Source organism: Rhodococcus sp. MTM3W5.2, from assembly GCF_001984015.1.
Taxonomy (GTDB): Bacteria; Actinomycetota; Actinomycetes; order Mycobacteriales; family Mycobacteriaceae; genus Rhodococcus_G; species Rhodococcus_G oryzae.
The window spans coordinates 13271-38734 of record NZ_CP019572.1 but is presented as its reverse complement, the minus strand read 5'-3'; the positions used below and the strand labels follow the sequence as shown (position 1 = coordinate 38734).

Sequence of the window (25464 nt, the reverse complement as noted above, 5' to 3'; positions counted from 1 at the left end):
CGTCAGTTCCGGTCGACGTCGATCGGGTGCGTCGCGAGCAGTGCGAGGGGGAGCGGCTGGCGGCGCAGGACGTGCGCCCAGAGATCGATCCGCGGCGGTCCGATCACGTCGGACGGCAGCGCGGACAGCACGGTCCAGTCGTCGCGCTGCAACTCCGAGTCCAGCTGCCCCATGGTCCAGCCCGAGTACCCCGCGAAGACCCGCACGCCCTCGATGAGCGGGCCGACGGTTTCCGGATCGGAGTCGAGGTCGACCATGACCACCCGGCCGTCCACCCGGCGCACCCCGGACACCCCGTCGATGTTCGCCCCGGTACGCAGCGTGGCCAGGCACAGCGCCGAGTCCCGCTTCACCGGGCCGCCGATGAACAGCGCCCGCGGATTGGCGCACAGCTCGGTCCACTGGGGCAGCACCGCCTGCACCGCGGTCTCGCTCGGCCGGTTGATCACCACACCCAGGCTGCCCGCGTCGTTGTGCTCGATGACGTAGACCACGGTGCGGCGGAAGGCCGGCTCGGTGAGCTCGGTCGAGGAGATCAGCAGACTGCCCGGGCGCACGATCGGTTCGGTCGGCGCCATCCGGTCCTCGGGTTCTTCTGCGTGGTCCACCGGACAATCATCGCACCGGCGGACGACACGCGTGCCGGGTAACGCGCCGCCCGGCCGGCCGCCTCACTCCGGCCGGGCGAGCCCGACCAACTCGTCCAGCACCGACAGGTGGTGCTCGAACAGCGCCCGCGGGTCCGCGAAGGTGTCCGCCCCGTACTGACCGAACACCTCGAAGTTCACCGCGCCGAACAGCGAGGACCAGGCCAGGACGCCGCGCGCCAGCGCCTCCTCGGACAGGTCGAGACCCAGCTCCGCCCGGATCGCCCGCAGGTTCTCGCGCAGCGACTCATCAATCGGAATCGACTGCGGGACAGCGAGATCACCGGATCGGTTGGCCTCGTCAAAGATTCGGACCAGCACGCCGACGACGCGGGTGCCCGGCCCGGTGGTGCGTTCGGCCGGGGCCCGGTAACCAGGCACGGGACTTCCGAACAGCAGCCCGTAGCACGCCGGCTCCGCCAGCGCCCAGTCCCTGACCGCGTGCCCGAGGGCATGGAACCGGGCGCGCGGATCTCCTGCGGGCACGGCGACCACCGCCGCGTCCACCGCGTCACCCAGTTCGGTATACCCCTCGACGACGAGCAGGGTGAGCAGTTCGTCGCGGCTGCCCACGTACCGATACACGGCCGAGGAGACCACCCCGAGGTCTCTGGCGACCGCTCGGAGCGAGAGCGCCGCAGCCCCTTCCCTGGCCAGGTGCTCCCGGCCGATCCGGGTGATGTCGGCCAGGGTCTGCTCGCGTGCGCGTTCGCGCGGGGTACCGGTCACCGCCCCAGCCTGACCGGTTTCGTGAGCACTGTCAACAAAAGAGAGCAGTGCTCTTGACATTCCGTCCGAGGCGGCGCACTGTTGTTTCGAGAGCAGTGCTCTCGAAAGTCCGAAACCACCACCCAGGAGTGATTGCGATGTCGACAGTGCAGGTAGTGACCGGCGCGGGACCCGTCGGATGGACGGTCGCCGACCAGTTGGCGGCGCAGGGACACCGGGTCCGCGTGCTGACCAGGTCCGGCTCCGGACCCGAGCGCCCCAACGTGGAGCGGCTCCGCGTCGACGTCTCCGTGCCCGGCGCGCTCGACGCCGCGTTCGAGGGCGCCGCGGCGGTGTTCCACTGCACCCACGGCTCGGCGTACTCCGCCGAGGCCTGGCGCCGCGAGCTGCCCTCCACCGAGCGGGCCGTGCTCGCCGCCGCAGGCCGAGCCGGGGCCGTCGTGGTGTTCCCGGAGAGCCTGTACTCCTACGGGCAGGTCGACGGACCCATCACCGAGGACACCCCCGCGAGGCCCGCGACGGCAAGCTGGGCATCCGTACCCAGCTGCTGCGCCAACGCGAGGCCTCCGACACCGCCACCGTCAGTGTGGCCGCCTCCGACTTCTTCGGGCCGCGGGTGCTGATGGCGCATGCGGGCGAACGGATGGTGCCGATCATTTTGTCGGGCAAGACCGTTCGCGTCATGGGCGGCCTCGACACCCCGCACTCGTTCACCTACGTGCCGGACCTCGCGGCGGCCATGATCGCCGCGGCCGCCGACCCCTCGCTGTGGAACTCGGTCCTGCACGCGCCGACCGGCCCCGCGATCACCCAGCGCGCGATGGTGCACGCCTACGCCTCGGCGGCGGGCGTACCGGACCCGAAGACCGGCGTGCTGCCCGGCTGGCTGCTCCGCGGCGCCGGACTCGTGCACCGCGACAGCCGCGAACTGGCGGAGATGCTGTACCAGTTCGAGCGACCGTTCGTGCTGGACTCCGGCCGCAGCGAGCGGCTGCTGGGCCTTTCGCCGACCCCGCTGGCCGATGCGGCGGCCGCCACCGTCGCGTGGTGGCGCACACGGGAGCTCGCGCCTGCGCCGCGATAGGGTCAGCTGGTGGTGAACTCGACGCCGGGAAGCGCGACGCCGGGGGAGCCGACGCCACCCGATCCGATCCCGACCGACCCGACGCCTGGGCACGGCGGCCTGCGCGCCGTGCTGCGCCGGTCACCCGGACTCGGCCGGCTCACCACCGTCCGGTTCGCGAGCCAGTTCGGCGACGGCCTCTTCCAGGCCGCGCTCGGCGGCGCCATCCTGTTCAATCCCGAACGGGAGACCGATCCCATCGCGATCGCCGCGGGGTTCGCGGTGCTGCTGCTGCCCTACTCGCTGGTCGGCCCCTTCGCAGGCGCCCTGCTCGACCGATGGGACCGACGCGCGGTCCTGATGTGGGCGAACCTGCTGCGCGGCGGCCTGATCCTGGCGGCCGCGGCCGTGCTCCTGACCGGCGGACCACAGACCCCGTTGCTGCTGCTCGCCCTCGCCGCGGTCGGGGTCAGCCGCTTCGTGCTGGCGGGGGTCTCGGCGTCACTGCCGAACGTGGTACGTCAATCCTGGCTGGTGTCAACGAATTCCGTGCTTGCGACCGCGGGAGCCGGGGTCTCCGCCGCGGGGGCAGGGGCGGCGGTCGCGCTCCTCGGAGTGCTCGGCGAGGGGGATCGGGGCTCCGGACTCACGGTCGCCCTCGCCTCGGCCGGTTCCGCGATCGGCGCCCTCGCCGCGGCCGGCTTCGCCGCGCACCGCCTCGGACCGACCGGCGACCTCACCGAGGCCGGTCCGACCGGCCTCGATGCCGTCCGGGCGGTGCTGGCAGGCCTGCGCACCGGTGCCACCGCCGTGTGGGGCGCCCCTGGCGTCACCACCGCGATGATCGGAATCGGCGTGCACCGCATCGTGTTCGGGATCAACACGCTGATCATGGTGCTGATCCTCCGGGATCCCTCGTATGCAGGCGCGCTGCCGGGCGGGTTCGCCGGGTTCGGGGTCGCGGTCGGCGCCGCGGCGGCGGGCATGCTGGTCGCCGCGGCCGTCACGCCGTTTCTCATCCCGCGCATCGGCAGGTCCCCGACCGTCGTTGGCGCCCTGGTGTTCGCCACCGCCGTGCAACTGGGGGTGATCTCCGTGCTCACCCAGCCGATGCTGCTGGTCGGCGCGTTCCTGCTCGGCCTCGCCGGGCAGACGATCAAGCTCACCGGGGACGCGGCGATGCAGATCGACATCGACGACGCCCGGCGTGGGCAGGTGTTCGCGTTGCAGGACACCGTGTTCAACATGGCCTTCATCGGCGCGCTGGCCGCCGCGGCGACGGTGGTCGCCCCCGACGGGCACTCACCGGGACTCGTCTTCGCGGGGGCCGCGGCGTACGGGCTCGGCCTCGCGGCGGTGGCGGCGAACTCGCTGCGTCGGGTGCCGCGCTGAGCGCCCACCCCGCAGGCGATCAACCGGGGCCGCGGGCGACGGTGTCCAGCCGGCCGTCGCCGTCGGTGTCGGACAGCGTCACGTCGGCCGACCCGTCGGCCCGCTCGTCGACCTCGATCGCGGCGTAGGGGCCGCCCGGGCCGGACCGGAGCAGGGTGACGTCGACCAGCGAGTCCCCGTCGGTGTCGATCACCGCGACGTCGGGTGCGCCGTCGAGGTCGAGGTCGACCTCCACCGGTCGCGCGCCCTCGCCACCCGGCACCCTTCGGTCCACGCCCCGCGCGTCCGTCCAGCGCAGCTCGTGCCCGGCCTCGGCGGGCGGCGGCGGGACCTCGAGGTCCCAGACCCCGCACCCGAGGCGTCCTCGAAGTAACGGCCCTCGTCGCCGACGTCCAGCACCGAACGATCCGCGTCCCCGTCCCCGTCGCTGTCCCACATCGCGTCGTCGAGCAGGCCGTCGCCGTCGAAGTCGAGGCTCACCGCGTCCGCTGCCCCGGTGCCGCCGAGGTCCAGGTCCGCCTCGGATACCCAGTCCCGCGGCGCCCCCTCACCGGTACCGAACGAGTACTCCACCAGTCCCATACGTGTTGGACGCACAAGCGGCGACGCCGGTTCCGACGGGCCCTACCCCCGGCGGGCTTCGAGCGCATCCAGGATGAGGTCCAGGCCGTAGCCGAACTCGCTCGTGTGGTCGTAGCCCGGCTGCAGGGCGTGGTCGACGATCATCTCGGTGAGGTACGGCAGCTCGGCCGCAGGCAGTTGCTCGAGGATGCTGCCCGCCACTTCCTCCACATCGCCGCGCGTCGCCACCGGCAGATTCGCCTCCTGGAGGACGAACCCGCCGACATAGCTGTCGACGAGCGAGACGGCGTGCGCGGCCATCGGCAGCGCGAAACCCGCCTCCCGGAGGACACCGAGGACGGCGTCGTGGTGGCGTAGCGTCGCCGGACCCGGGTTGCGACGGGAGTCCATGAGGCCGAGAGCCCAACTGTGCTGTGACAGGACGGTGCGCGCGGAGGAGGCGCGGGCGCGGATCGCGTCGCGCCAGTCGTCGCACGCGGCGCCGGGTAGCTCGATCGCCTCGAACACCGCGTCGACCACACCATCGAGGATCGCGTCCTTGTTCGGTACGTGGTGGTAGAGCGACATCGCCTCCACGCCGAGTTCCTGCGCCACCCGGCGCATCGTGATCGCCTCCACGCCACCGCGATCCGCGACCCGGATCGCGGCTTCCAACACGAGATCTCGGCTCAGTGGTTGCCGTGGCTGCTGCGGTGATGGTGACACGAGGGCTCAACTCCAGGGTGCGGAAAATGTTGACAAGCTTACAGGCGTAAGTCAGCCTTACAGGTGTAAGGAGTCCCCGGGTGGGATCAAGTGGACGAGAAGAAGGAGCATCCGATGCCGATGCCGAGGTGGTGGGGGCACATCAACAAGCGGGTGTTCAACCCTCGCGCGATCGCGGGCGGGAAGTGGCCGGTGCTGACTCACGTGGGTCGCAGCTCCGGCACCACCCACCGCACACCGCTCGACGCGTATCCCGTCGACGGCGGCTACCTGTTCGTTCTGGTGTACGGATCGCGCTCGGACTGGGTGCGGAACGTCCTGGCGGCCGACGGTGCGCGGCTCCGAGTCGACGGGAGGGAGCTCGAACTCACCGCGCCACGCCTCGTCGGGGAAACCGAGGCGTTCCAGGCCCTCTCCGATGACGTGCCACGCCCACCGAGGCTGCTCCGTATCAGCGAGTTCCTCCGGATGGACCTGGTCGCGGAATGACGATCGATCAGGGCAGGCCGGCGAGGAAGTCGCGTTGGGCGTCGAGATAGCCGGGCACGAAGACGTGGCGCGGCGCGAACGTGCCGACCAGGACTCCCCACAGCTCCGATTCCTCGACGCCTGACCGGGCGAGGGTATGCGCGGCACCGGGAAAACGCGCCGTGGTGAGCCGGTCACCGAGCAGACGCTCGTAGGCGCGCTGGGTGTCGTCGACGTCGACGTTGCGATCGTCCTCCCCGAGCACGAGCAACACCGGGATGTCCCTGCGCCCGAGTTCCCGAGAGCGGCCGTCGCGTCGGCGGTGTGGTTGCGCAGGACGAAGCCCCAGCGGTCGCGGTCCATTGGCTCGGCCTCGGCCGACGCCTCGAGATACTCCTCGTAGGGGGCGCCGCGATTGAGCAGGGCGCGGACCGCGTCGCTCTCGGCGATCGCGGCCTGACGTTCGGCCTCGCCCGCACCGGTGGCATCGAGTTCGGCCAGCAGGTTGTACCGGCCCTGGTCGAGCCAGTTGACCGCCGGTGACACGGCGACGACGAAGGACACCTCCGGCCGGTCGACCGCGACCTCGGGCAGGACCCAGCCGCCCTGACTCGCTCCCCAGAGCCCGATGCGCCGCGCGTCGATCTCGGGGCGGTCGAGCGCCCAGTCGATCATCGTCTCGGCCTCGACGGCACGGTCGTGGAGGGACTGGTCGAGCCAATTACCCTGGGAGCCACTGACTCCGGGCTTGCTCATGGACAGCGACGCATAGCCGGCCTCGGCCAGGGCCTCCCAGATGGGCCGATAGAACCCCTCGCTGGTCGCCTCCACCGGCCCGTCCCCGTGCACGAAGACGACGAGTCCGACCGGCCCTCTCGCATCGCGGGGGAGAGCGAGGACGCCGCGGAGCGGGCCCGCGGCGGTCGTGATCGTGACCCGCTCCTCCCGGAGTGCGTAGCTGTTGCCCGCGACGACCGCCGACCCGCCGATCAAGACGAGGACCAGGAGCGCCGCGAGTCCGCCCACGCCGCGTCGAAGCCATCGGCGCCGAGGCGACGGCGACCCGCTAGCCACGACGCCGCCAGGGCGGGATGCCCGCGATGGTGATCGCGCGCAGCGCCCACTCCGCCGGACCGTACCGGTGCCCGCGCAGCCACCAGCGGCTGAGGAGGAGCTGGGTCGCGAAGATCACCGGCACCGCCGCCAGGACCGCGAGCGGTGGCATCCGGTCGATCAGGCCGAACCCGTAGCCGGTGAACAGCACACCCAGCACCAGCGACTGGAGCAGGTAGTTGGTGAGCGCGATCGTGCCCATCGGGGCCAGTGCCGATTCGATCCGCCTGCCGGGGGCGGTACGGAACAGCATCACCCCTGCCACGACGTAGGACGCGGTGAGCAGCGGCGCCGTCAGCTGCCCGAGCCCGAAGGCGAAGGTCTCCACGCCGCCGCCTGGCGCGTAGGCCGCGGCCAGCGCGTAGGCGAGCGCACCGATCAGCCCGACCGGCAACCCGAAGACCAGGATCCGCCGGCCCAGCGGCCGAAAGCGGTCCGGGTCCGCGAACGCCTGCACCCGGCCTGCGGCGAATCCGAAGAAGAACATGGCCATCGCGCTCGGTGCCTGCAGGGCCACCAGGGCCGAGATGGTCTCCGGCAGGTGCCCGGAATGGAAGCCGAGGGTCGCGGCCGCGTCACCGCCGAAGGCCGTCAGCTTGACCGCCGCGTCCGATGCGGCGACGCCCGCGCCCCCGCCTTCCGCGAGCGTCAGCAGCCCGAGGAGCATCCACACCACGCCCACCGCCGCCACCAGTCCGACGCCGATCTGCACGGCCCGGCGGGGCGATATGTGCCTGCAGGCCAACAGGATCAGGCCGAGGATCGCATAGGTGGACAGGATCTCGCCGTAGTAGAGGACGGCCCCGTGCACGAGGCCGATGGCGAGCAGCCCGCTCTGCCTGCGCAGCATCCGCGGGAGGAAGGCCGTTCCTGCCCGCTCGGCCGCCGCCATCTGCAGCGTGAAGCTGTAGCCGAACAGGAACGAGAATAGCAGGTAGAACTTGGTCTCGAAGAGCAGCGAGACCGTGAACCGGACGACGTGATCGAGCCCGGAATCGAACGCCGGGTTCGATTCCGGCGAGGCGTAGTAGGGATCGGCGAAGGCCCAGATGTTGACGGCCAGGATGCCGAACAGCGCGAACCCGCGCAGCGCATCGACATTGCGGAGCCGGTCGGGAGCGACCGGTGCGGACACGGTGCCGGCGCGCAGGCTCACTCGGTACCACCCACGAGGAGTTGGGTGACGATCCGGCGCAGGATCGGCGCCTGGGCCGAGGGGTCGAAGTCCGGGTCGGCGGCCACGCGGGCGAACATGCCGTCGACGAGCGCGGCCAGCCAGGTCGCGGCGTGCTCCGGCGTGAGATCGGTGGACAGCTGACCGGCATCGCCTGCCCGCTCCACCAGCGTCGCCAGCCCGCACCGGAAGGTGAGGTCGTTCGCCTTGAACCGGGCCGCGACCTCCTCGTCGCGATGCGCGACGGCCGAGATCTCCAGCGCGAGACCGGAGTACACCGGATCGCCCGCGAGCCCGCAGATCTCGTCGAGGAGCGACAGCAGCGCGGCCAGGGGGTCACCGGCCTGCGCGAGATCGGTCATCGCCTCGCTCGTCTGCTCGCCGTCGCGTTCGACGAGGGCGAGCAGCACATCGTGCTTGGTGGGGAAGTAGTGGAAGAGATTGCCCGAGCTCATGCCCGCGCCCGAACAGATGTCCGCCGTCCTGGTGGCGCTGTAGCCGCGCTCGGCGAAACACCGCGCCGCGGCGTCCATCAGGGCGGTCCGCTTGGCCGCCCTGGCGGCAACGTCGACTGTGCGCATCTGTCCTCCTGGTACTCGGAGTGGCCAATAATACATTGAGTGGTCACTTAATCAATTCCTCGGCGAGTCGTTGCCCACTGCTAAATTCATCTCAACGATCGCGGTGGCCGGTCCGGAGGCGGTGGGCGATCGGGAAGGCCTAAGGGGGCTTTGTGATCCGTCGCCTGAGCGCACCACTGCTCGTGCTCACCCTTGCCGCCTCCGGCTCGGTGCTCGCCCCGGCGACCGCAACGGCGACGCCCGCGCCCACCAACGCCTGCGGGGAGACCGGTTTCGACCCGTCCGCTGAGGACGAGTCCGCGGAGCCGCCCGGCATCGACATCAAGGTGCCCTGGCCCCAGATAGTCCCGGTCCCGGTGCCCGACCCGCCGCAGGACCCGACCCGCATCCCGCAGGCCCCGCTGCCCGCCGACCCGTGCGCCGATCCCTGCCCGGACATCACCGATACCGCGCCCGAACAGCCCGAGCAGCGCGGTTCCGCGGGCTCGTCCGGATCCGCGTCGTCCGAGTCCGGTTCATCGTCCTCGGGTTCGGGCTCCTGGGGATCGTCGATACCGCGGTTCTCCATCGCCCCCGACCCCGAGCCGATCCCCATCCCGATCCCCGGGCCCGGCCTGCCGCTGCCTCCGCCGCCGGTCCCTCGATTCCCACCATGGGAGCCGGGACCGGTCGGCACCCCCGCCGCGCCGCCGACGGTCGACGAGGTGACCCTGGTGGCCCAGCTGACCGGCCCCGGTTCGATCAACCGCACCGACAAGCGGTGGCAGGTCAACGGCACCGACCTCGGCATCATGTGGGAGAGCAAGCCGGACGAGGTGGCCATCGCGTTCGGCGACACCTTCGGCCGGGGTTGGGCACCGCCGGGCGCGAACGGCCAGGACTGGCGCTCGAATGTGTTGGGGCACAGCACCGACCGCGACCTCTCCGACGGCCTGACCCTCGACTCCATGGTGCAGGACAGCCGATGCCACGCCGCCGAACTGCTCGGCAGCCGCAAGGTCAAGAACTGGGAGACCACGACCATCCCGACCTCCGGCTTCGCGATCGGCGACCGGCAGTACATGAGCTACATGTCGGTCCGACGCTGGAGCATGGTCCCAGGCAGGTGGTACACGAACCACGGCGGCATCGCCTACTCGGACGACGGCGGCCAGACCTGGACCAAGGACCCATATGCCAAGTGGGAGAACATTTTCGGAATGAACCAGTTCCAGGTCACGAGCATGGTCCCTGCCGGTGAGCACGTCTACATGTTCGGCACCCCGAACGGGCGGCTCGGCACCATTGCCCTCGCCCGGGTGGCCACCGACCAGGTGCTCGACAAGTCGGCCTACCAATACTGGGTCGACGGGACATGGACCCCGGTCGGCGAGCATTCACCCACGCCCATCCTCGACGGTGTGGCCTCGGAGGTGTCGGTGCGTTACGACGGGTCCCGCGACCTGTGGCAGATGAGCTACCTGGACGCACCGGCCGAGACCATCGTGCTGCGCCAGGCGAACAGCCCGCAGGGCGCGTGGTCGGCGGGCGTCCCGATGGTGAGCAGCGCCGACTACCCGGACCTATACGGCGGCTTCCTGCATCCGTGGTCCACCGCCGACGATGTGTACTTCACCATGTCGGAGTGGGACAGCTACAACGTCTATCTGATGCACGCGACGCTGCGCTGAGGCCTATCGTTGCCTGTCATGGGCACCGGATGGTCGTTGTCGTCGATCACCACCTCCTGGGTCGACCCGGTGGCGACCCTCGGCGCGGGCACGATGACGGCCCTGGTCCCCGACAGCGTGATGACCGCCCTCAGCCTCGGTATCGCGCGCAGGTACGTCGGGCGGGAGGTCACCGTCACCCTGCAGGGCGTGCCGGTCACGGCCCGGCTTGGTTCGTTTCGCGTGCGACGTCAGGGCGCGCATTTCGAGTCACGGGCCCGGCTCACCGGCATCGACTGGGGCGGGCACGCGCTGGAGGAGGTGACGGCGGTCGCCAACGGGGTTCGGCTGGTGCCGGGCGCGCCGACCCGGGTCAGGACCGCACAGATCGATGTCGCGGGCCGCGTCGCGCTGTCGACGCTGTTGGCGCAGGTCAATCTCCAGGACGGCCTCGACTGGACGCTGTTCGCCGAGGAATCCGGCCTGATCCGCGCCGAGCACCGGCACCGCCGACTGACGGCCGTCGTCGACGCCTCGATCGCCGACGACGTGCTGCGGATCGAGGTGATCCGGGCCCGCTGGCGTGGGCTCCCGGTGCCGGGGCGCTACCTGCCCGCGCCGGTCATCCCGCTGCCGCCGCTGCCCAACGACGCCCGCAACGTCCGCGCCACCCGCGACGGCCACGTCGTCCGCTTCACCCTCGAGATCCCCATGCTGAGCAGCTCGTTCGATCTGACGCAGCTGCTCCGGCTGATCGGGTAGCGGTTACTGCTGCTGTGCCCACCACGCGAGCAGCTCGGCCTCGGCCTCTTCCGGACTGAGCGGGCCGCGGTCCAGACGCAGTTCCTTCAGGAAGGTCCACGCCTTGCCGACCTCGGGCCCGGCGGGGATGCCGAGCAGCTTCATGATCGCGTTGCCGTCCAGGTCGGGCCGGACCCGGCCCAGGTCCTCCTGCTCGGCGATCCGAGCGATCCGCTGCTCGAGGTCGTCGTAGGTGGCCTGCAGCTTCGCCGCCCGACGCTTGTTCCTGGTTGTGCAGTCCGCGCGGACGAGCTTGTGCAGGCGCGGCAGCAGTTCGCCTGCGTCGGTGACGTAGCGGCGGACCGCGGAATCGGTCCACTGCCCCTCGCCGTAGCCGTGGAAACGCAGGTGCAGGAACACCAGCTGGCCGACGTCGTCGATCATCTGCTTGGAGTACTTGAGCGCGCGCATCCGCTTGCGCACCATCTTCGCCCCGACCACCTCGTGGTGGTGGAAGCTGACCCCGCCTGCCGGCTCGTTGCGCTTGGTGTCCGGCTTGCCGATGTCGTGCAGCAGCGCGGCCCAGCGCAGCACCAGGTCCGGGTCGCCGTCCTCGAGGTCGATCGCCTGCTGCAGCACGGTCAGCGAATGCTGATAGACGTCCTTGTGCTGGTGGTGCTCGTCGATCTCCAGCTTCATCTTCGGGATCTCGGGGATGACCCGGGCCGCCAGTCCCGTCTCGCACATCACGTTGATGCCGTCGATCGCGAACTCGCCGAGGATCAGTTTGTCGAGTTCGGCGCGCACCCGCTCGGCCGTGATCCGGTCGATCTGTCTGGCCATCTCCACGATCGCCTGATGGACCCGGGGCGCAAGGGCGAAGCCGAGCTGCGAGACGAACCGGGCGGCCCGCAGCATGCGGAGGGGGTCGTCGTTGAACGAGATCTCCGGCGCGGCGGGGGTGTCGAGCACCCCGTTGAGCAGGGCGTCCATGCCGCCGAGCGGATCGGTGAATTCCTGCGATCCGTCCGCGCCGATGCGGACGGCCATCGCGTTGACCGTGAAGTCGCGGCGGACCAGGTCCTCCTCGAGGCTGGTGCCGTACACGACCTCCGGGTTCCTGGTGACCCCGTCGTAGGCGTCGGTGCGGAAGGTGGTGATCTCGATCTGCTGATCACCCTTGGCGGCGCTGATCGTCCCGAAAGCGATGCCGGTGTCCCACTGGTTGTCGGCCCAGCCCTTGAGGATTGCCTGCACCTGCTCCGGCCGCGCGTCGGTGGTGAAGTCCAGATCGGTGCCCAGTCTGCCGAGCAGCGCGTCCCGCACGCTGCCGCCAACCAGGTACAGCTCGTGCCCGGCGGCGGCGAACCGCGCACCCAAGGGGTCAGCACGTCCGCGAGGCCCCGCAGGGTCGCGGAGGCATCCTTGAGGAGTCGGGCGCGTCGATCGGCGTCGGGAGTAGGGGAAACCACGAGTACGCAGCTTACCGACGCGAGGGGGACGGCTTGCCGCTCGGCCGGTGTGGGATTCGGGGCAGGTCCCGCTGGGCAACTAGTATTGATTGGGTGTCTGCTGCCGAACGTGCGAATCGCAGTCGCCGCAACCCGCGGCGACGAAGCGGGCACGGCGACCGCTCGAACACGCGCATGCGTACGGTCCGCGAAACGTCGGCGGGCGGACTCGTGGTCGACGGCCTCGACGGCCCCGCGACGAGCAGTGCGCCGCGCTGATCGGTCGGACCGACCGGCGGGGACGGCTGCTCTGGTCACTGCCCAAGGGGCACATCGAGCAGGGCGAGACCGCCGAGCAGACGGCGATGCGTGAGGTGGCGGAGGAGACCGGCATCCAGGGCACGGTGCTCGCCGAACTGGGCAGCATCGACTACTGGTTCGTCACCGAGGGCAGGCGTGTCCACAAGACCGTGCACCACTATCTGCTCCGGTTCCAGGGCGGCGAGCTCTCCGACGCCGACGTCGAGGTGACCGAGGTGGCGTGGGTTCCGTTGGCCGAGTTGGAGTCCCGGCTCGCCTACGCCGACGAACGCCGGCTCGCCGGAGTCGCGGGGGAGCTGATCGCCCAGATGGCGTCCGCCACCGGCGAAGCGTCCCGCGAGAACGGATGAGGGCCACCCTGCGTCGCTTTGCCGTGACGACCCTGTCCGCCTTGGCGTTGGCCGCCGCCCCGATGGGTGCCGCGGTGGCCGCCGCCGCGCCCACACACGGACCCGACAGCGGCGCCGAGTCCGCAGCAACGGACCCGGCCTCCTCGGGCATGCGGTCGAACAGCGACGAGCGCGAGTTCGTGAGCCTGACGATCGACAAGGTGACCCCGACCGCCGTCACCACCTCCAGCGAACCGTTCGTCACGGTCACCGGGTCCGTCAGCAACGTCGGCGACCGTCCCGTCCACGACGTGAAGGTCCGGCTCCAGGCCGCACCGGCCATCTCCGAGTCCGAGCAGCTCAGGTCCATGCTCACGGCCGACCAGGAGGCCTACGACACGGTCGGGCAGTTCACCACCGTCACCGAGAAGCTGCAGGTGGGGCAGTCCAGCCGGTTCACCCTGGCGATGCCGCTGCGCTCGGCCTCCTCGGTGTCGCTCGGCATCAAAGAGCCCGGGGTGTACCCACTGCTGGTCAACGTCAACGGCACACCCGAGTACGGCGGCCAGGCCCGGCTCGACGACGCCCGGTTCCTGCTGCCGGTGCTCGGGCTCCCGCGCGACCCCAGCATCCGCGGCGCCGATCGCCCCGACGCGGCGGCGGTACCGCCGAGCATCACCGACCCCGTGGCCGTCACCCTGATGTGGCCGTTCGCCGACAAGCCCCGGCTCGCGTCCGGCATCCCGGGATCCTCGGACGAGAAGGTCCGACTCGTCGACGACGAGCTGGCGGACTCGCTGGCGGACGGGGGACGGCTCGAGCAGTTGCTCGCCGCCGCCGAGTTCGCCACCGGCGACAGCATCGACCGCGACCACAAGCTCGCCGACAGCATGTGCCTGGCCGTCGACCCGGATCTGCTGATCACCGTGAGCAACATGACCAGGGGATACCTGGTGGTCGACGATCCCTCGGATCCGAACGGCCCCGCACACGAGGGGACCGGACAGACCGCGGCCACCGAGTGGCTCGAACGGTTGCGGTCGCTGACGGCGCGACTGTGCACGACCGCCGTGCCGTTCGCGCAGGTCGATCTCGCGGCGTTGCAGAAGACCGACGACCCGACGCTGGTGGAGCGAGCCCTGTCCGCACCGGCGGGGATCGTCGACGGCATATTGGGGATCACCTCGCGCCGCGGCCTGACCTGGCCGGACGCGGGTGTGCTCAACCCCGAGGCGGCGGGTCTTCGGGGGCTCGGTCCGACCGCGCTGCTGGCCGACAACGCGGTGGCCGAGGAGACCACACGGTCGACGGTGCCGTTGGCAGGGACGACAGCCGATCGACCGCTTTCCGCGGCGCTGTTCGATGTGCCCGCGGCCACCGCCCTCGCCGCCGTCGGTGCCACCCCGCAGACCCCCACCTACACCCCGGCGGATGTTCGATACGACCTGTCCGACGACTCGCGGACCGCCCGACTCCAGGACGCACTCGGTGCGATCGCCTGGCCTGCACTCACGCCGCCGCCGAAGGCCACCGCGAACGCGGACCACGGCCTGCTCGTGGTGCCGCCGCAGAACTGGTCCGTGGACGGTGACGAGGCGCGTGCCGTTCTCTCGACGGTGTCGACGCTGATGCGTTCGGGGCTGGCCAACCCGCGCCCGCTCGCCGACCTGCTCGATCGACCGACCGCACAGCCGCCGGTCGACCTCGACTATCCGGCGCAGGCCGCCAAGGACGGCGCGCCCGATCGGGTACAGACCGGAGCCGCCACGGTGGCCCCCGAGATCAATGCGCTTACCGAGACGCTGGTGAACGATCCGCAGTCGGCGCTGACCCCGCGCGGCTACACCGCGCCGCTGAGCGAGGACCTGCTGCGGGCGCTGAGCACGTCCGGGAGACGCGACCGGGACCGGGGTGCCGCGACGGCCGCCGCCGAGACCCGGGTCAGCGACGTCGAGAAGGCGCTGACCGAGATCTACGCGTCGGTGACGGTGCTTCCCCCGGCGGCGCCTACACCCTCGCGTCGGAGCAGAGCCCGCTGCTGCTCGTCGCGCGCAATGACCTGCCGGTGGGGATCAACGTGCGGCTGCAGATCTCGGCGCCACAGGAGATGACGGTCACCGACATCGGCGACCAGCAGCTGCCGCCGCGCGGCAGCCGGACGCTCCAGGTGCCCGCAACCGTCGAGAACGCCGGCAAGCTGGTGGTCGATGTCGCGCTGACCACCACGAACGGCCGTGAACTGGGCGAGCCCACCTCGGTGTCGATCCGGACGAACGCGTACGGCAAGGCGCTGGCGATCATCACCGCCTGCGCGGGCGCACTACTGTTGCTACTTGCGGGACGGCGCCTGTGGCACCGGTTCCGGGGTCAGCCGGACCCAGCGGATGAAGGGTACGAAGCTCGATGACGGGGAGCACGCGTCGCCCACCGGGCACGGGAGCGGACCCCAGCAGGCGACCCCAGAATCCGGGCGCGGAGCCCGCGCAACGACCCCAGAATCCGGCCCCTCAGCATCCCGAACCGGCGCCGCCTGCCCCGTGGGAGCGGGCCAACCCGACACCGCACGGACCCGCCGACCCGCGACCGGTACCGCTGCCCGACCAGGCCGGACGCATGCCGCCGCCCCCCGGCCCGCCCCGGCCGCAGCCGCCGTTCCCGCCGGACCAGCCGCGCCCGTTCCGCCCCGCCCAGCCCCAGACGTACCGACCGCAGCCAGCGCCACCGCGGGCCGCCCCGCAGCGCTACCTGCCGCCGCCCTCGCATCAGCGCGGGGCACCGCCAACACAGCCCGTGCCCGGCCCGGCAGGCAACAGGCCAGCGGCTCCCGCGCCTGAGCCGGATCCGACACCCGAGCAGGAGCCGCAGGAGCAGAGCTCGAACTCGAACTCCCGTCTCCTCGCGTCCACCGGCTCCATCGCGGTGGCCACCCTGGTCAGCCGGATCACCGGCTTCCTCAAGCAGGTGCTGCTGCTGACCGTGCTCGGCGCCGCCACCGCCAGCTCGTTCACCGTGGCCAGCCAGCTGCCGACCATGATCTCGGAACTGGTCCTCGGCGCGGTGCTGACCGCGATCGTGGTGCCGGTCCTGGTGCGTGCCGAGAAGGAAGACGACGACGGCGGCGCGGCCTTCGTGCGCAGGCTGTTCACCATCACCTGCCTGATCCTCGGCGTCGCCTCGGTGGTCGCGGTCGTTGCGGCCCCGCTGCTGACCCGGATCTTCCTCCCGGAGGACGGCAAGGTCGACGCCGAACTGTCCACCTCATTCGCCTACCTGCTGCTGCCCGCGATCCTCTTCTACGGGCTGTCGGCCCTGTTGACCGCGCTGCTCAACACGAGGGGCGTGTTCAAGCCCGGCGCGTGGGCGCCGGTGCTCAACAACCTCGTGGTGCTGTGCGTGCTCGCGGTCTTCTGGCTGGTCACCCGCGGTTCCGACGAGATGACCACCGGGCGCGTGCTGCTGCTCGGGCTGGGCGTGACGCTCGGCGTGGTGACCCAGGCCGCGACCCTGCTGCCCGCGATCCGGCGCGAGGGCATCAGCCTGAAGCCGCTGTGGGGGATCGACGCCAGGCTGAAGATGTTCGCCGGGATGGGCGTCGCCATCGTCCTGTACGTCCTGATCAGCCAGATCGGCTTCAGCATCGGCACCCGGATCGCCGCCGCGGCGGACGCGGCGGGCCCGGTGATCTACCAGCAGGCCTGGCTCTTGCTGCAGCTGCCGTACGGCATCCTCGGCGTGACGGTGCTCACCGCGATCATGCCGCGGCTCAGTCGCAACGCGGCCGCGGAGGACACCCCGGCGGTCGTCGACGACCTGTCCGTCTCGACCCGGTTGACGATGGTGTCGCTGGTGCCGGTGGTGGTGTTCCTCACCTTCGCGGGCCCGCAGGTCGGCCATGCCCTGTTCGGATACGGCAACTTCGGTGAGGCCGACGCCGAGCGGCTCGGACACGCCGTCAGCTGGTCCGCGTTCACGCTGATCCCTTACGCCCTCGTGCTCATCCACCTGCGGGTGTTCTACGCCCGCGAGCAGGCATGGACACCGACCTGGATCATCCTCGGCATCACCGGGGTGAAGGTCGGGCTCTCGATGCTGGCGCCGGTGGTGGCCACCAGCGACGAGCAGGTCGTCAGCCTGCTCGGTGTCGCGAACGGCCTCGGCTTCACCGTTGGCGCGCTGATCGGCGGATACCTGCTCCGGCGGAGCCTCGGTAACCTACGGATGGCGAACGTCGGCAAGACCGCGTTCCTGGTCGTCGTCGCCTCGGTGGCGGGCGGGATCACGATGCTGACGGCCGAGGAGTTGCTGCGTCTCGACCGTCTCGGTGACCGGTTCGGCGGGCCGGGTGCCTTCGTCCAGGTCGGTATCGGCGCGGTCATCATGCTCGGGCTGACATTCGGGCTCCTGCGTATCGCCCGGGTGCCCGAGGTGGTCGCGGGCACGGTGGCGGTGGGGCGTGTGGTGAACAGACTTCTCGGTCGGTCGGCGCCGGAATCGCGCGTCGATACGCCGAAGGTCGTGCCACTCTATGAGGCGGAGACGGAGTTGATCCCCGTCATCGATGGTGCTCAGATACCCCTCAGCGGCGGGATTGCACTCCCGTACGCTGATCCTCGGCGGTCTGGGGACCAGTTCTCAACAGGAGAGATTTCGGGACAAATGCGCGAAGGAGTGAGGGTGAGCGACGAGAACGTTGCCGACGGCCAGACCGGCGTGTCCGCTGTTAAGGCGTCCGTGCCCGAATCGGCCCCGCGGAAGATCGAGGCAACGGACGACGGGCCCACCACGGTGACCCCGGACGGCGACGGGGCCAAGGCTGCCGCCAAGGCCGACAAGCCGGCCCTGGAGCGCCCCGAGCGCGACCTGACCGTCGACACCGGCGTCATCCCGATCGGTTCGCCGACATTGCCCCCGCTGCGGGTTGGCGGCGACTCCACCGGGGCGGCCAAGCCCACGCGCGGCCCCAAGCTGATCCCCGGCGCCTCGGTGGCGGGCGGGCGCTACCGCCTCCTCGCCCCGCACGGCGGTGCCCGCGGACTCAAGTTCTGGCAGGCCCACGACATCAAGCTCGATCGCGAGGTCGCGCTGACCTTCGTCGACGCCGACCAGCGCGCGAGTTCCTCGACCTCCGAGTCGGAGGGGCCGCAGGCGGTCCTGTCGCGCACCCTGCGGCTCGGTCGGATCAACTCGCCCGGCCTCGCCCGGGTCCTCGACGTGGTCCGCGGCAGCTCGGGCGGCATCGTCGTCGCCGAGTGGACGCCAGGACGGTCGCTGCGGGAGATGGCCGAGACCGAGCCGTCTCCGATCGGCGCGGCAAGGGCGATCCGCGCGCTCGCCTCGGCGGCGGAGGCCGCCCACCGCGGCGGCGGATCGCTGTCGATCGACCATCCGGACCGGATCCGGATCTCCGCGGGCGGCGACGCGGTGCTGGCCTTCCCCGCCACCCTGGCCGACGCCGATCCCAGCTCGGACGTGCGCGGACTCGGCGCGATGCTGTACGCGTTGATCACCGCGCGGTGGCCGCTCGGCGAGCCGGCACCGGCGCCCGAGTCCGGTACCCCCGCGGCGGCCCCTCAGACGGGCGCCGACCCGCGCACGCCGCACGCGGCGGGCACCGTCGGCGGGATGCGGCTGGCGGACCGCGGCGACGACGGCCTACCGGTCGAGCCGCGCCGCCTCCGGCCCGAGGTGCCGTTCGAGATCTCCGCCGTCGCCGTCCGCGCGCTCGAGCAGGGTGGCGGGATCCGCACGGCCGCGACCGTCCAGCACGTGCTGGACCAGGCGTCCGTGGTGGACCAGAAGACCGACCTCATGCCCGCACTGCGACTCGGCCAGCGCCCCGCGGGGGCGACCAGCCGCGCCCTTCTCGATCCGGAGGAGGCCGAGGCGAAGCGGGCCAAGGACAACAAGATGATCATCGCGCTGTCCGCGCTCGGTGTCCTCACCGTCGTCGTGTTGGCCCTGGTCGGCTGGTGGCTGGCCAACTTCCTGGCGGGCGGCGGCTCCAGCGAACCGCTGACGGACCAGAACTTCGGCCTCACGACCGCCCCGTCCGAGGCCTCCGTGTCGGCGACCGCCGAACCCGGGCCCGTCCCGGCGGGGGCGTCGGTGGTGCCCGCGGGCGCCGCCGTGTACTCGCCGCAGGGCTCCCCGGACAACCCGGCAACGGCGAAGCAGGCCATCGACGGCAACCCGGCAACCGCGTGGACCACGGACGGCTACTTCGACCAGTTCCCCACCTTCAAGAACGGTGTCGGCCTGATGGTCGACCTGGCCGAACCGAGCGCGCTGCGCGAGGTCTCGATCAACTCGCCGAGCGCGGGCACCTCCGTCGAGATCCGCACCGCCGCAACGGCGAACCCCACCCTCGACCAGACCCAGGTGATCGGTTCGGCGGTCCTCGGGAAGGGCGTCACCACGATTCCGGTGACCGGCGAGGGCAAGACCGGCAAGGTCCTGGTGTGGATCACCAAGCTGGCGAGCGAGGGCGGAAAGAACCAGTCCTCGCTCGCGGAGATCGGCTTCACGAAGGCCCCTGAACGCCGGTTCAGCCCTCGGAGTGACTCCAGACCTTACGGTCGGTTAGCATTTCTCGTGCGAATCTATAGGGGGTCGCCGGGGCTGGCATGTCTGATGCCGAGCTCCTGGCAGCGCACGCGTCGGGGGACGCACGCGCGTTTGCGGAGTTGTTGAGCAGACATCAGGACCATTTGTGGCAGACGGCGAAGCGGACCAGCTACACGCAGGAAGACGCGGCTGACGCGCTCCAAGAGGCGTTGCTGTCCGCCCATCGGACGGCGGCGTCGTTCCGGGCGGATGCCGCCGTGCGCAGTTGGTTGCACCGAATCGTGGTGAATGCGTGTCTCGATCGGATCCGCCGCAACCGGGCCCGACCGACCGTGCCGCTGGAGGACGACCACCAGGAGCCGGCGCGCCCCCGCGACCCGATGGACGACTGCGAGACCGCGATGGCCATCGACGCCGCCCTGTTCACCCTGTCGCCCGAGCAGCGGGCCGCCGTGGTGGCGGTCGACCTGGAGGGGTATTCGGTCACGGAGGCGGCGGCACTACTCGGGGTTCCGGAGGGCACCGTCAAGAGCCGCTGCGCCCGGGCCAGGCTGAAGCTGGCCCAGCAGTTGAAATATTTGCAGAATGAGCGGAACCAAATCCATCCTTGAGGGGTCTAATCATAATGACGTGCCCGTAAGGCTCGAGGACTCAGCAGGGAGGTGACATGGTCGGTCAGGGTGATGAAGCGCTCCTGCAGCCCCCTTTCGACCCCGAACTGATCGCCGACCTGCACGCAGGGCTGTTCGACCCACCGTTCGAGGCGCGCCTCGGCGCCGCGGTGGCGAGCGACCCGCAGGCCCGACAAGTCCTCGCCGCCCTCGATTCGGTCAGCACCCGGCTCGCCGAGCTCCGTGCGGACGACACCCCCGCACCCCCGGCGCCCCCGGAGGTTCTCGACCGAATGCACGCGGCGCTGGCAGCCGAGGGCGCCCCTGCCCCGGTCGACACGATCCCTGTGGTGGCCCTCGCCGACCACCCCCGACGCAGGCGAGCGTGGATCCCCGTCGCCGCGGCCGCCGCGATCCTGCTGCTGGCAGGCGGCATCGTCCTCGGGGCAGGAGTGCTCGACGAGGATCCCGAAGCACCGGCACCGACCATGGCCCAGCCGTTCCTGCCCCGCGCCGACGAGCCGGATCTGGGTGCGGATCTGACCCCCGGCGCCGCCCTCATCATGATGGGACGGTCGTCGCTCGGCCCGCTGTCCGACCCCGACGCACTCGCCGGTTGCCTGCGCGCCAACGGCGTCGATCCGGCCACCCCGTTGCTCGGGTCCGGCCCGGTGCGGATCCGGGGGATCCGCGGCATCCTGATGTTGTTCGCCGGCCCGCGACCGCCGCAGATCACCGCACTGGTGGTCGGTGCCGACTGCGCGGAATCGCGCCCGGAAACCTTGGCACGCAGCGACATCGGCTGACGGGCCGCGCCGATCACCCCTGCTCGCCCCGCGCGACCGGCAGCAGGATCTGCAACACCCGCTCCCTCATCTCGGGGGTGTCCTCCTCGACGGCGATCAACGACAGGAACAGCGCCGCCCCGGCCCCGAGGACCAGGAGGGCACGCGCATCCAGCAGGTCGCCCGGACCGGAGGACTCGGCGTACAGCGCACTGCTCGGACCGCTGAAACCCCGCCACAGCGTGTTACGCAGATCCTCCTGATCGCGCAACGTGGCGAGCAGTCCCGGCACCGCCTCCCGCACCTCAGGCCTGCGGAACAGCTCCGAACTCCCGGTCACCACCCACCTGATCCATCCCTCCCGATCGGCCCCGCGAACGGGGTCAGGTCCGGGGTCACGCCCAGTACCGCGTCGAGCACGAGTTGCGCCTTCGAGTCCCATCGACGGTCGATCGCCGCCCGGCTCACCCCGGCCCTCGTGGCGATCGCGCGCATGCTGAGCTGGTCGAATCCGACGTCGACCAGCAGCTCGCGAGCGGCCGCGAGCACCTCGGCATCGATCTGTGGGTCCCGCGGCCGACCCGATCCGGTTTTAGTCATTGCCCCGAATTCTCTTCCATCTCCGGCCTCGGGGCTATACCGTGTCCTATTACGAGGCCGGTGGCATCGTAATTCCGCGACGCAAGGATCCGACATGACCTCCCCGAACGAGACGCCAAGCGCGACGCGCGTCTTCGAACCCGCCCGGCTCGGCCCGCTCACCCTGCGCAACCGGATCATCAAGGCCGCCACATTCGAGGGTGTGATGCCACGCGGGGCCGTCTCCGACGAGCTCATCGAGTTCCACCGAGCGGTGGCCGCAGGGGGAGCGGCGCTCACGACGGTGGCGTACTGCGCGGTGTCCGAGGGCGGCCGAGTCCATCGCAACACCCTGGTCCTCGACGAGTCGAGCCTGCCGGGCCTGACCCGGCTCACCGACGCCGTGCACGCAGAGGGAGCGTTGGCCGCCGCCCAGATCGGCCACGCCGGCCTGGTCGCCAACACGATGTCGAACAAGCGACCCACGCTGGCTCCGTCCACCCGGATCAGTGCTCCCGCAATGGGTCTGGTGCGAGGCGCGACATCGGACCAGCTGGCGGAGGTGACCGCGGACTTCGAGCGCTCGGCGAGGGTTGCGGTCGAGGCCGGGTTCGACGCCATCGAGGTGCACCTCGGCCACAACTACCTGCTGAGCTCCTTCATGAGCCCCAATCTGAACAAGCGCAAGGACGGCTACGGTGGCAGCGTCGCGAACCGGGCAAGGTTCCCGCGCGAGGTGCTCGAACGGGTCCGGGCCGCCGCGGGGGACAAGGTCGCGGTGACCGCGAAGTTCAACATGTCCGACGGGGTCCCGAAGGGACTGTGGCTCGACCAGAGCATGCAGATCGCGAAGCTGCTCGAGTCCGACGGTCACCTCGACGCGTTGCAGCTGACCGGCGGTAGCTCCCTCCTCAACGGCATGTACTTCTTCCGTGGTGAGGTTCCGATGGCGGAATTCGTTGCGTCGCAACCGAAGCTGGTCGGACTCGGGCTCAAGGTATACGGGCCCCACCTCTTCCCCACCTACCCGTTCGAGGAGGCCTTCTTCCTCCCGTTCGCCCGGCAATTCCGAGAGATCCTGTCGATGCCGTTGATCCTGCTCGGGGCATCAATCGGATGGACACCATCGCCGGCGCCGTCGACGAGGGGTTCGAGTTCGTCGCGATGGCACGGGCACTGCTACGAGAACCCGATCTGGTCAACAGGTTTCGTGACGAGACGGCCACCGAGGGCCATTGCATCCACTGCAACAAGTGCATGCCGACCATCTACTCGGGCACCCGCTGCGTGGTGCGCGAGGCACAACAGCTGATCGGCTGAGCGGGCCGTCAGGCCTCGGCGATCTTGCAACCGTTGGAGTTGGCGGACTCGACGATCCACCTCGCACTCGTCGGATCGCTGTCGGCCATGGCGTTCGCCCGGTCGGCCTGCAGGTTGCAGTAGGCCTGATCGCCGGGGTTGTCCGGGGGTTGCTCACGTACCGAGTGGCGGTCCCTGGCGCCCTCTCGGTGGTGGTGGGGGCAGGCGTCGACGGGGCCTGGTCGGTGCCGGACACAACCGCCCCAGCCCCGCCGCTGCCTGCGACGGTGAGAACGATCGCGGCGATGGAGACGAGCACTGCGCGAGCTGCGGTGTGGAAAGGAATGACGGACCTCCGGTGACCCTTCGAGCGGGCTTCACGATCAGGATGCTCCCGAACCGGGCCTCCTGTACAGAGATCACAGGGTGGAAATCGACGCGACGACGACGGGCGGGCGCGGGCACGGAGGCGACGGCGAGAGGCCGGGTCGCCGGTCGACGCATGCCTCCGGGGCGGCACGATTACGATGTCCGGCGTAGATCGTGACCGGCTGATGTACGGCCCGCAGCAGCGGACGCACAGGGCGAAGGGAGACCCGTTGCCCCGGATCACCGCGCCCACCGTCGCCGAACACCGCGAGGCCCAGGAGCGCGCGCTGCTCGACGCTGCCCGGGCGGTGCTCGCCGAGGGGGCCACCGAGATCCCCGGGTTTGCCGAGGTCGCGGCCAGGGCCGGGCTGGCCCGCTCGAGCATGTACCAGTACTTCCGGTCCCGTCAGCACCTGCTCACCGCCCTGATCGAGGACGCCTTCCCGCGCTGGTCGGAGCGGGTGGAGGCCGCGATGGCCGAGGCGGGTGCCCCGGACCAGCGGGTGCTCGCCTATGTGCGCGCGAACCTCGATCTGGTCGCGGACGGCGAACACGCCATCGCCGCCGCCATCGCCTCGATCGCGCCCCGTGATGTGATCGCGGAGTCCAGCGCCGCGATGCACCGGCAGCTGATCGCCCCACTGGCGGCCGCCCTCGCCGAACTCGGTGCGCAGGACCCGGCCGCCATGGCGGACCTGATCAACGCGGTGGTGCACGCCGCGACCCGTCAACTGGAGAAGGGCGCCGACGTGGCGGCCGTCCGCCAGCACACGGAGGAACTGATCGCGCCCTACGTCGAGCGTGCCGCCGCCCGCGGCATACCCACGAACAGCGGGAACAACACCCCTTAGGCTGTTGTTGACGCACATAACGTCCACTACCTCGGAAGGCCCGCATGACTACTCCGACCTCCGTCCGCGACCTCATCATCGTCGGCTCCGGACCCGCCGGATACACGGCAGGCGTCTACGCCGCTCGAGCGGAGCTCGAACCCCTTCTCTTCGAGGGCACCCAGTTCGGTGGCGCCCTGATTACCACCACCGAGGTGGAGAACTTCCCGGGCTTCCGCGAGGGCATCATGGGCCCGGACCTGATGGACGAGATGCGTGAGCAGGCCAAGCGCTTCGGCGCGGACATCCGCACCGAGGACGTCGACGAGATCGACCTGGCCGGTCCGGTCAAGAAGGTCGTCGCGAACGGCGAGACCTACTACGCACACGCGGTCGTGCTCGCGATGGGCGCCGCGGCCCGCTACCTCGGCATCGAGGGGGAGGAGCGGCTGCTCGGCCGCGGTGTGAGCGCCTGCGCGACCTGCGACGGCTTCTTCTTCAAGGACCAGGACATCGCGGTCGTCGGCGGCGGCGACTCCGCGATGGAGGAGGCCACCTTCCTGACCCGGTTCGCCCGCTCGGTCACCCTGGTGCACCGCCGCGAGGAGTTCCGCGCCTCCCGCATCATGCTCGAGCGCGCCAAGGCCAACGAGAAGATCCGCTTCGTCACCAACGCGGAGCCGGTCGAGGTCGTCGGCGAGAACAGCGTCACCGGCCTGGTCGTCCGCGACACCGTCACCGGCGAACAGTCGACGCTGCCCGTGACCGGCCTGTTCGTCGCGATCGGTCACGACCCCCGCAGCGAGCTGGTCAAGGGCCAGGTCGACATCGACGACGAGGGCTACGTCCGCGTGCAGTCGCCGACCACGGCGACCTCGCTCGAGGGTGTCTTCGCGGCGGGCGACCTGGTCGACCACACCTACCGCCAGGCCATCACCGCGGCGGGCACCGGCGCCTCCGCGGCGATCGACGCCGAGCGCTGGCTCGCCGAGCGCGGCGACATCACCGCGAACACCCTCGAGGCCGCCGGCGCACCGGTCGCCGTCGAGGCGTGACGTCCCGAGCCTGATTCGCCCGCGTACCCGACCAGCCACCCGAGGAGACAGACAATGTCCAACACGATCACCATCACCGACGACTCCTTCAAGCAGGACGTCCTCGATTCCGAGAAGCCGGTCCTCGTCGACTTCTGGGCGACCTGGTGCGGCCCCTGCAAGATGGTCGCCCCCGTCCTCGAGGAGATCGCGGGCGAGCACGGTGACAAGCTCACCGTCGCCAAGCTCGACATCGACGCGAACCCGGCCGCCGCGCGCGACTTCCAGGTCATGTCGATCCCCACGATGATCCTGTTCCAGGGCGGCAAGCCGGTGAAGCAGATCGTCGGAGCCAAGGGCAAGGCCGCCCTGCTCAAGGACCTGTCCGACGTCCTGTAGGTCACATCGCAGCCCCCGAGATTGACTGTTTCTCGGGGCTTCTGCGACA

General features: G+C 70.6%; 17 protein-coding genes and 7 pseudogenes. 14 read left to right on the top strand and 10 right to left on the bottom strand.

Going from position 1 to position 25464, the window contains the following annotated elements; genetic code table 11:
• Positions 1-2: 2 nt before the first annotated feature.
• Both BTZ20_RS00180 and BTZ20_RS00175 read right to left on the bottom strand, forming a co-directional pair.
• Entirely contained in the window at positions 3-608 is a 606-nt protein-coding gene (locus BTZ20_RS00180; protein WP_077039950.1) for a YqgE/AlgH family protein, read from the bottom strand.
• A gap of 63 nt (positions 609-671) precedes the next feature.
• On the bottom strand, positions 672-1376 hold the full coding sequence (locus BTZ20_RS00175; protein WP_077039949.1) for a TetR/AcrR family transcriptional regulator: 705 nt from the start codon (positions 1374-1376) through the stop codon (positions 672-674).
• A gap of 137 nt (positions 1377-1513) precedes the next feature.
• On the opposite strand from BTZ20_RS00175, the pseudogene BTZ20_RS00170 reads away from it, so the two are divergent.
• Positions 1514-2460, top strand: a pseudogene (locus BTZ20_RS00170) (NAD-dependent epimerase/dehydratase family protein).
• Positions 2461-2526: 66 nt separating this feature from the next.
• Positions 2527-3831 (top strand): MFS transporter, encoded by a 1305-nt coding sequence (locus tag BTZ20_RS00165; RefSeq protein WP_145982422.1) that lies wholly within the window; start codon positions 2527-2529, stop codon positions 3829-3831.
• A 19-nt stretch (positions 3832-3850) separates the two neighbouring features.
• Here BTZ20_RS00165 and BTZ20_RS27480 read toward each other — a convergent pair whose 3' ends face one another.
• From BTZ20_RS27480 to BTZ20_RS00155, 3 genes are read right to left on the bottom strand one after another with little or no spacing between them, the layout of a single operon-like run.
• Positions 3851-4066 carry a hypothetical protein gene (locus BTZ20_RS27480; RefSeq protein ID WP_223263542.1) on the bottom strand — a complete coding sequence of 72 codons (216 nt, stop codon included), beginning with the start codon at positions 4064-4066 and terminating at the stop codon, positions 3851-3853.
• The gene (locus BTZ20_RS00160; protein ID WP_223263541.1) at positions 4021-4413 is read right to left on the bottom strand and encodes a hypothetical protein; all 393 of its coding nucleotides are present in this window, start codon (positions 4411-4413) and stop codon (positions 4021-4023) included. Before BTZ20_RS00160 ends, BTZ20_RS27480 begins: the two co-directional genes overlap by 46 nt.
• Positions 4414-4455: 42 nt before the next feature.
• Entirely contained in the window at positions 4456-5067 is a 612-nt protein-coding gene (locus tag BTZ20_RS00155) for a TetR/AcrR family transcriptional regulator (RefSeq protein ID WP_223263860.1), read from the bottom strand.
• A gap of 141 nt (positions 5068-5208) precedes the next feature.
• On the opposite strand from BTZ20_RS00155, the gene BTZ20_RS00150 reads away from it, so the two are divergent.
• Positions 5209-5607: a nitroreductase family deazaflavin-dependent oxidoreductase gene (locus BTZ20_RS00150; protein WP_223263540.1), complete on the top strand. Its 399-nt coding sequence runs from the start codon at positions 5209-5211 to the stop codon at positions 5605-5607.
• A gap of 7 nt (positions 5608-5614) precedes the next feature.
• On the opposite strand, the pseudogene BTZ20_RS29605 reads toward BTZ20_RS00150, so the two are convergent.
• The 3 genes and pseudogenes from BTZ20_RS29605 to BTZ20_RS00135 all read right to left on the bottom strand — a co-directional run bounded on the left by BTZ20_RS29605 (position 5615) and on the right by BTZ20_RS00135 (position 8454).
• Positions 5615-6612 (bottom strand): annotated as a pseudogene (locus BTZ20_RS29605) (alpha/beta hydrolase family protein).
• A gap of 40 nt (positions 6613-6652) precedes the next feature.
• Positions 6653-7855, bottom strand: a complete 1203-nt coding sequence (locus BTZ20_RS00140) for a DUF418 domain-containing protein (RefSeq protein ID WP_223263537.1) — start codon at positions 7853-7855, stop codon at positions 6653-6655.
• Positions 7852-8454 carry a TetR/AcrR family transcriptional regulator gene (locus tag BTZ20_RS00135; RefSeq protein WP_077039947.1) on the bottom strand — a complete coding sequence of 201 codons (603 nt, stop codon included), beginning with the start codon at positions 8452-8454 and terminating at the stop codon, positions 7852-7854. The genes BTZ20_RS00140 and BTZ20_RS00135 overlap by 4 nt, the downstream gene beginning before the upstream one ends.
• A gap of 152 nt (positions 8455-8606) precedes the next feature.
• Here BTZ20_RS00135 and BTZ20_RS00130 point away from each other — a divergent pair, with 152 nt between their 5' ends.
• Together BTZ20_RS00130 and BTZ20_RS00125 are read left to right on the top strand one after the other, a co-directional pair.
• Positions 8607-10124 carry a DUF4185 domain-containing protein gene (locus BTZ20_RS00130; RefSeq protein WP_077039946.1) on the top strand — a complete coding sequence of 506 codons (1518 nt, stop codon included), beginning with the start codon at positions 8607-8609 and terminating at the stop codon, positions 10122-10124.
• A gap of 18 nt (positions 10125-10142) precedes the next feature.
• Positions 10143-10865 carry a hypothetical protein gene (locus BTZ20_RS00125; RefSeq protein ID WP_077039945.1) on the top strand — a complete coding sequence of 241 codons (723 nt, stop codon included), beginning with the start codon at positions 10143-10145 and terminating at the stop codon, positions 10863-10865.
• A 3-nt stretch (positions 10866-10868) separates the two neighbouring features.
• Here BTZ20_RS00125 and BTZ20_RS00120 read toward each other — a convergent pair.
• A pseudogene (locus tag BTZ20_RS00120) lies at positions 10869-12316 on the bottom strand (CCA tRNA nucleotidyltransferase).
• 54 nt (positions 12317-12370) lie between these two features.
• On the opposite strand from BTZ20_RS00120, the pseudogene BTZ20_RS00115 reads away from it, so the two are divergent.
• From BTZ20_RS00115 to BTZ20_RS00095, 5 genes and pseudogenes are all read left to right on the top strand, one after another.
• Positions 12371-12933: pseudogene (locus BTZ20_RS00115) on the top strand (NUDIX hydrolase); the annotation flags it as partial.
• A 29-nt stretch (positions 12934-12962) separates the two neighbouring features.
• Positions 12963-15352: pseudogene (locus BTZ20_RS00110) on the top strand (DUF6049 family protein).
• A gap of 206 nt (positions 15353-15558) precedes the next feature.
• Positions 15559-19635: a murein biosynthesis integral membrane protein MurJ gene (gene murJ / locus BTZ20_RS00105; protein ID WP_083742438.1), complete on the top strand. Its 4077-nt coding sequence runs from the start codon at positions 15559-15561 to the stop codon at positions 19633-19635.
• The gene (gene sigM, locus BTZ20_RS00100; RefSeq protein ID WP_077039944.1) at positions 19569-20120 is read left to right on the top strand and encodes an RNA polymerase sigma factor SigM; all 552 of its coding nucleotides are present in this window, start codon (positions 19569-19571) and stop codon (positions 20118-20120) included. The genes murJ and sigM overlap by 67 nt, the downstream gene beginning before the upstream one ends.
• A gap of 56 nt (positions 20121-20176) precedes the next feature.
• Positions 20177-20926 carry a hypothetical protein gene (locus BTZ20_RS00095; protein ID WP_077039943.1) on the top strand — a complete coding sequence of 250 codons (750 nt, stop codon included), beginning with the start codon at positions 20177-20179 and terminating at the stop codon, positions 20924-20926.
• 13 nt (positions 20927-20939) lie between these two features.
• Here the strand turns inward: BTZ20_RS00095 and BTZ20_RS00090 are convergent.
• A pseudogene (locus BTZ20_RS00090) lies at positions 20940-21505 on the bottom strand (helix-turn-helix domain-containing protein).
• Between the two features lie 94 nt (positions 21506-21599).
• On the opposite strand from BTZ20_RS00090, the pseudogene nox reads away from it, so the two are divergent.
• The 4 genes and pseudogenes from nox to trxA all read left to right on the top strand — a co-directional run bounded on the left by nox (position 21600) and on the right by trxA (position 25415).
• Positions 21600-22804, top strand: a pseudogene (gene nox / locus BTZ20_RS00085) (4,4'-dithiodibutanoate disulfide reductase).
• Positions 22805-23382: 578 nt separating this feature from the next.
• Complete coding sequence (locus tag BTZ20_RS00080; protein WP_077043347.1) at positions 23383-24003, top strand: TetR/AcrR family transcriptional regulator; 621 nt, start codon at positions 23383-23385, stop codon at positions 24001-24003.
• Positions 24004-24047: 44 nt separating this feature from the next.
• A complete protein-coding gene (trxB, locus tag BTZ20_RS00075; RefSeq protein WP_077039942.1) occupies positions 24048-25037 on the top strand; it encodes a thioredoxin-disulfide reductase in 990 nt (329 codons plus the stop codon).
• A 54-nt stretch (positions 25038-25091) separates the two neighbouring features.
• On the top strand, positions 25092-25415 hold the full coding sequence (gene trxA, locus BTZ20_RS00070) for a thioredoxin (RefSeq protein ID WP_072753054.1): 324 nt from the start codon (positions 25092-25094) through the stop codon (positions 25413-25415).
• The last annotated feature ends 49 nt before the right edge of the window (positions 25416-25464 follow it).

Bases quoted from the DNA above. Each gene is read 5' to 3' on its own strand.
- murJ (WP_083742438.1), top strand. From the start codon at position 15,559: ATGCCGCCGCCCCCCGGCCCGCCCCGGCCGCAGCCGCCGTTCCCGCCG.
- BTZ20_RS00160 (WP_223263541.1), bottom strand. From the start codon at position 4,413: ATGGGACTGGTGGAGTACTCGTTCGGTACCGGTGAGGGGGCGCCGCGG.
- sigM (WP_077039944.1), top strand. From the start codon at position 19,569: ATGTCTGATGCCGAGCTCCTGGCAGCGCACGCGTCGGGGGACGCACGC.
- BTZ20_RS00095 (WP_077039943.1), top strand. From the start codon at position 20,177: ATGGTCGGTCAGGGTGATGAAGCGCTCCTGCAGCCCCCTTTCGACCCC.
- trxA (WP_072753054.1), top strand. From the start codon at position 25,092: ATGTCCAACACGATCACCATCACCGACGACTCCTTCAAGCAGGACGTC.
- trxB (WP_077039942.1), top strand. From the start codon at position 24,048: ATGACTACTCCGACCTCCGTCCGCGACCTCATCATCGTCGGCTCCGGA.
- BTZ20_RS00125 (WP_077039945.1), top strand. From the start codon at position 10,143: ATGGGCACCGGATGGTCGTTGTCGTCGATCACCACCTCCTGGGTCGAC.
- BTZ20_RS00135 (WP_077039947.1), bottom strand. From the start codon at position 8,454: ATGCGCACAGTCGACGTTGCCGCCAGGGCGGCCAAGCGGACCGCCCTG.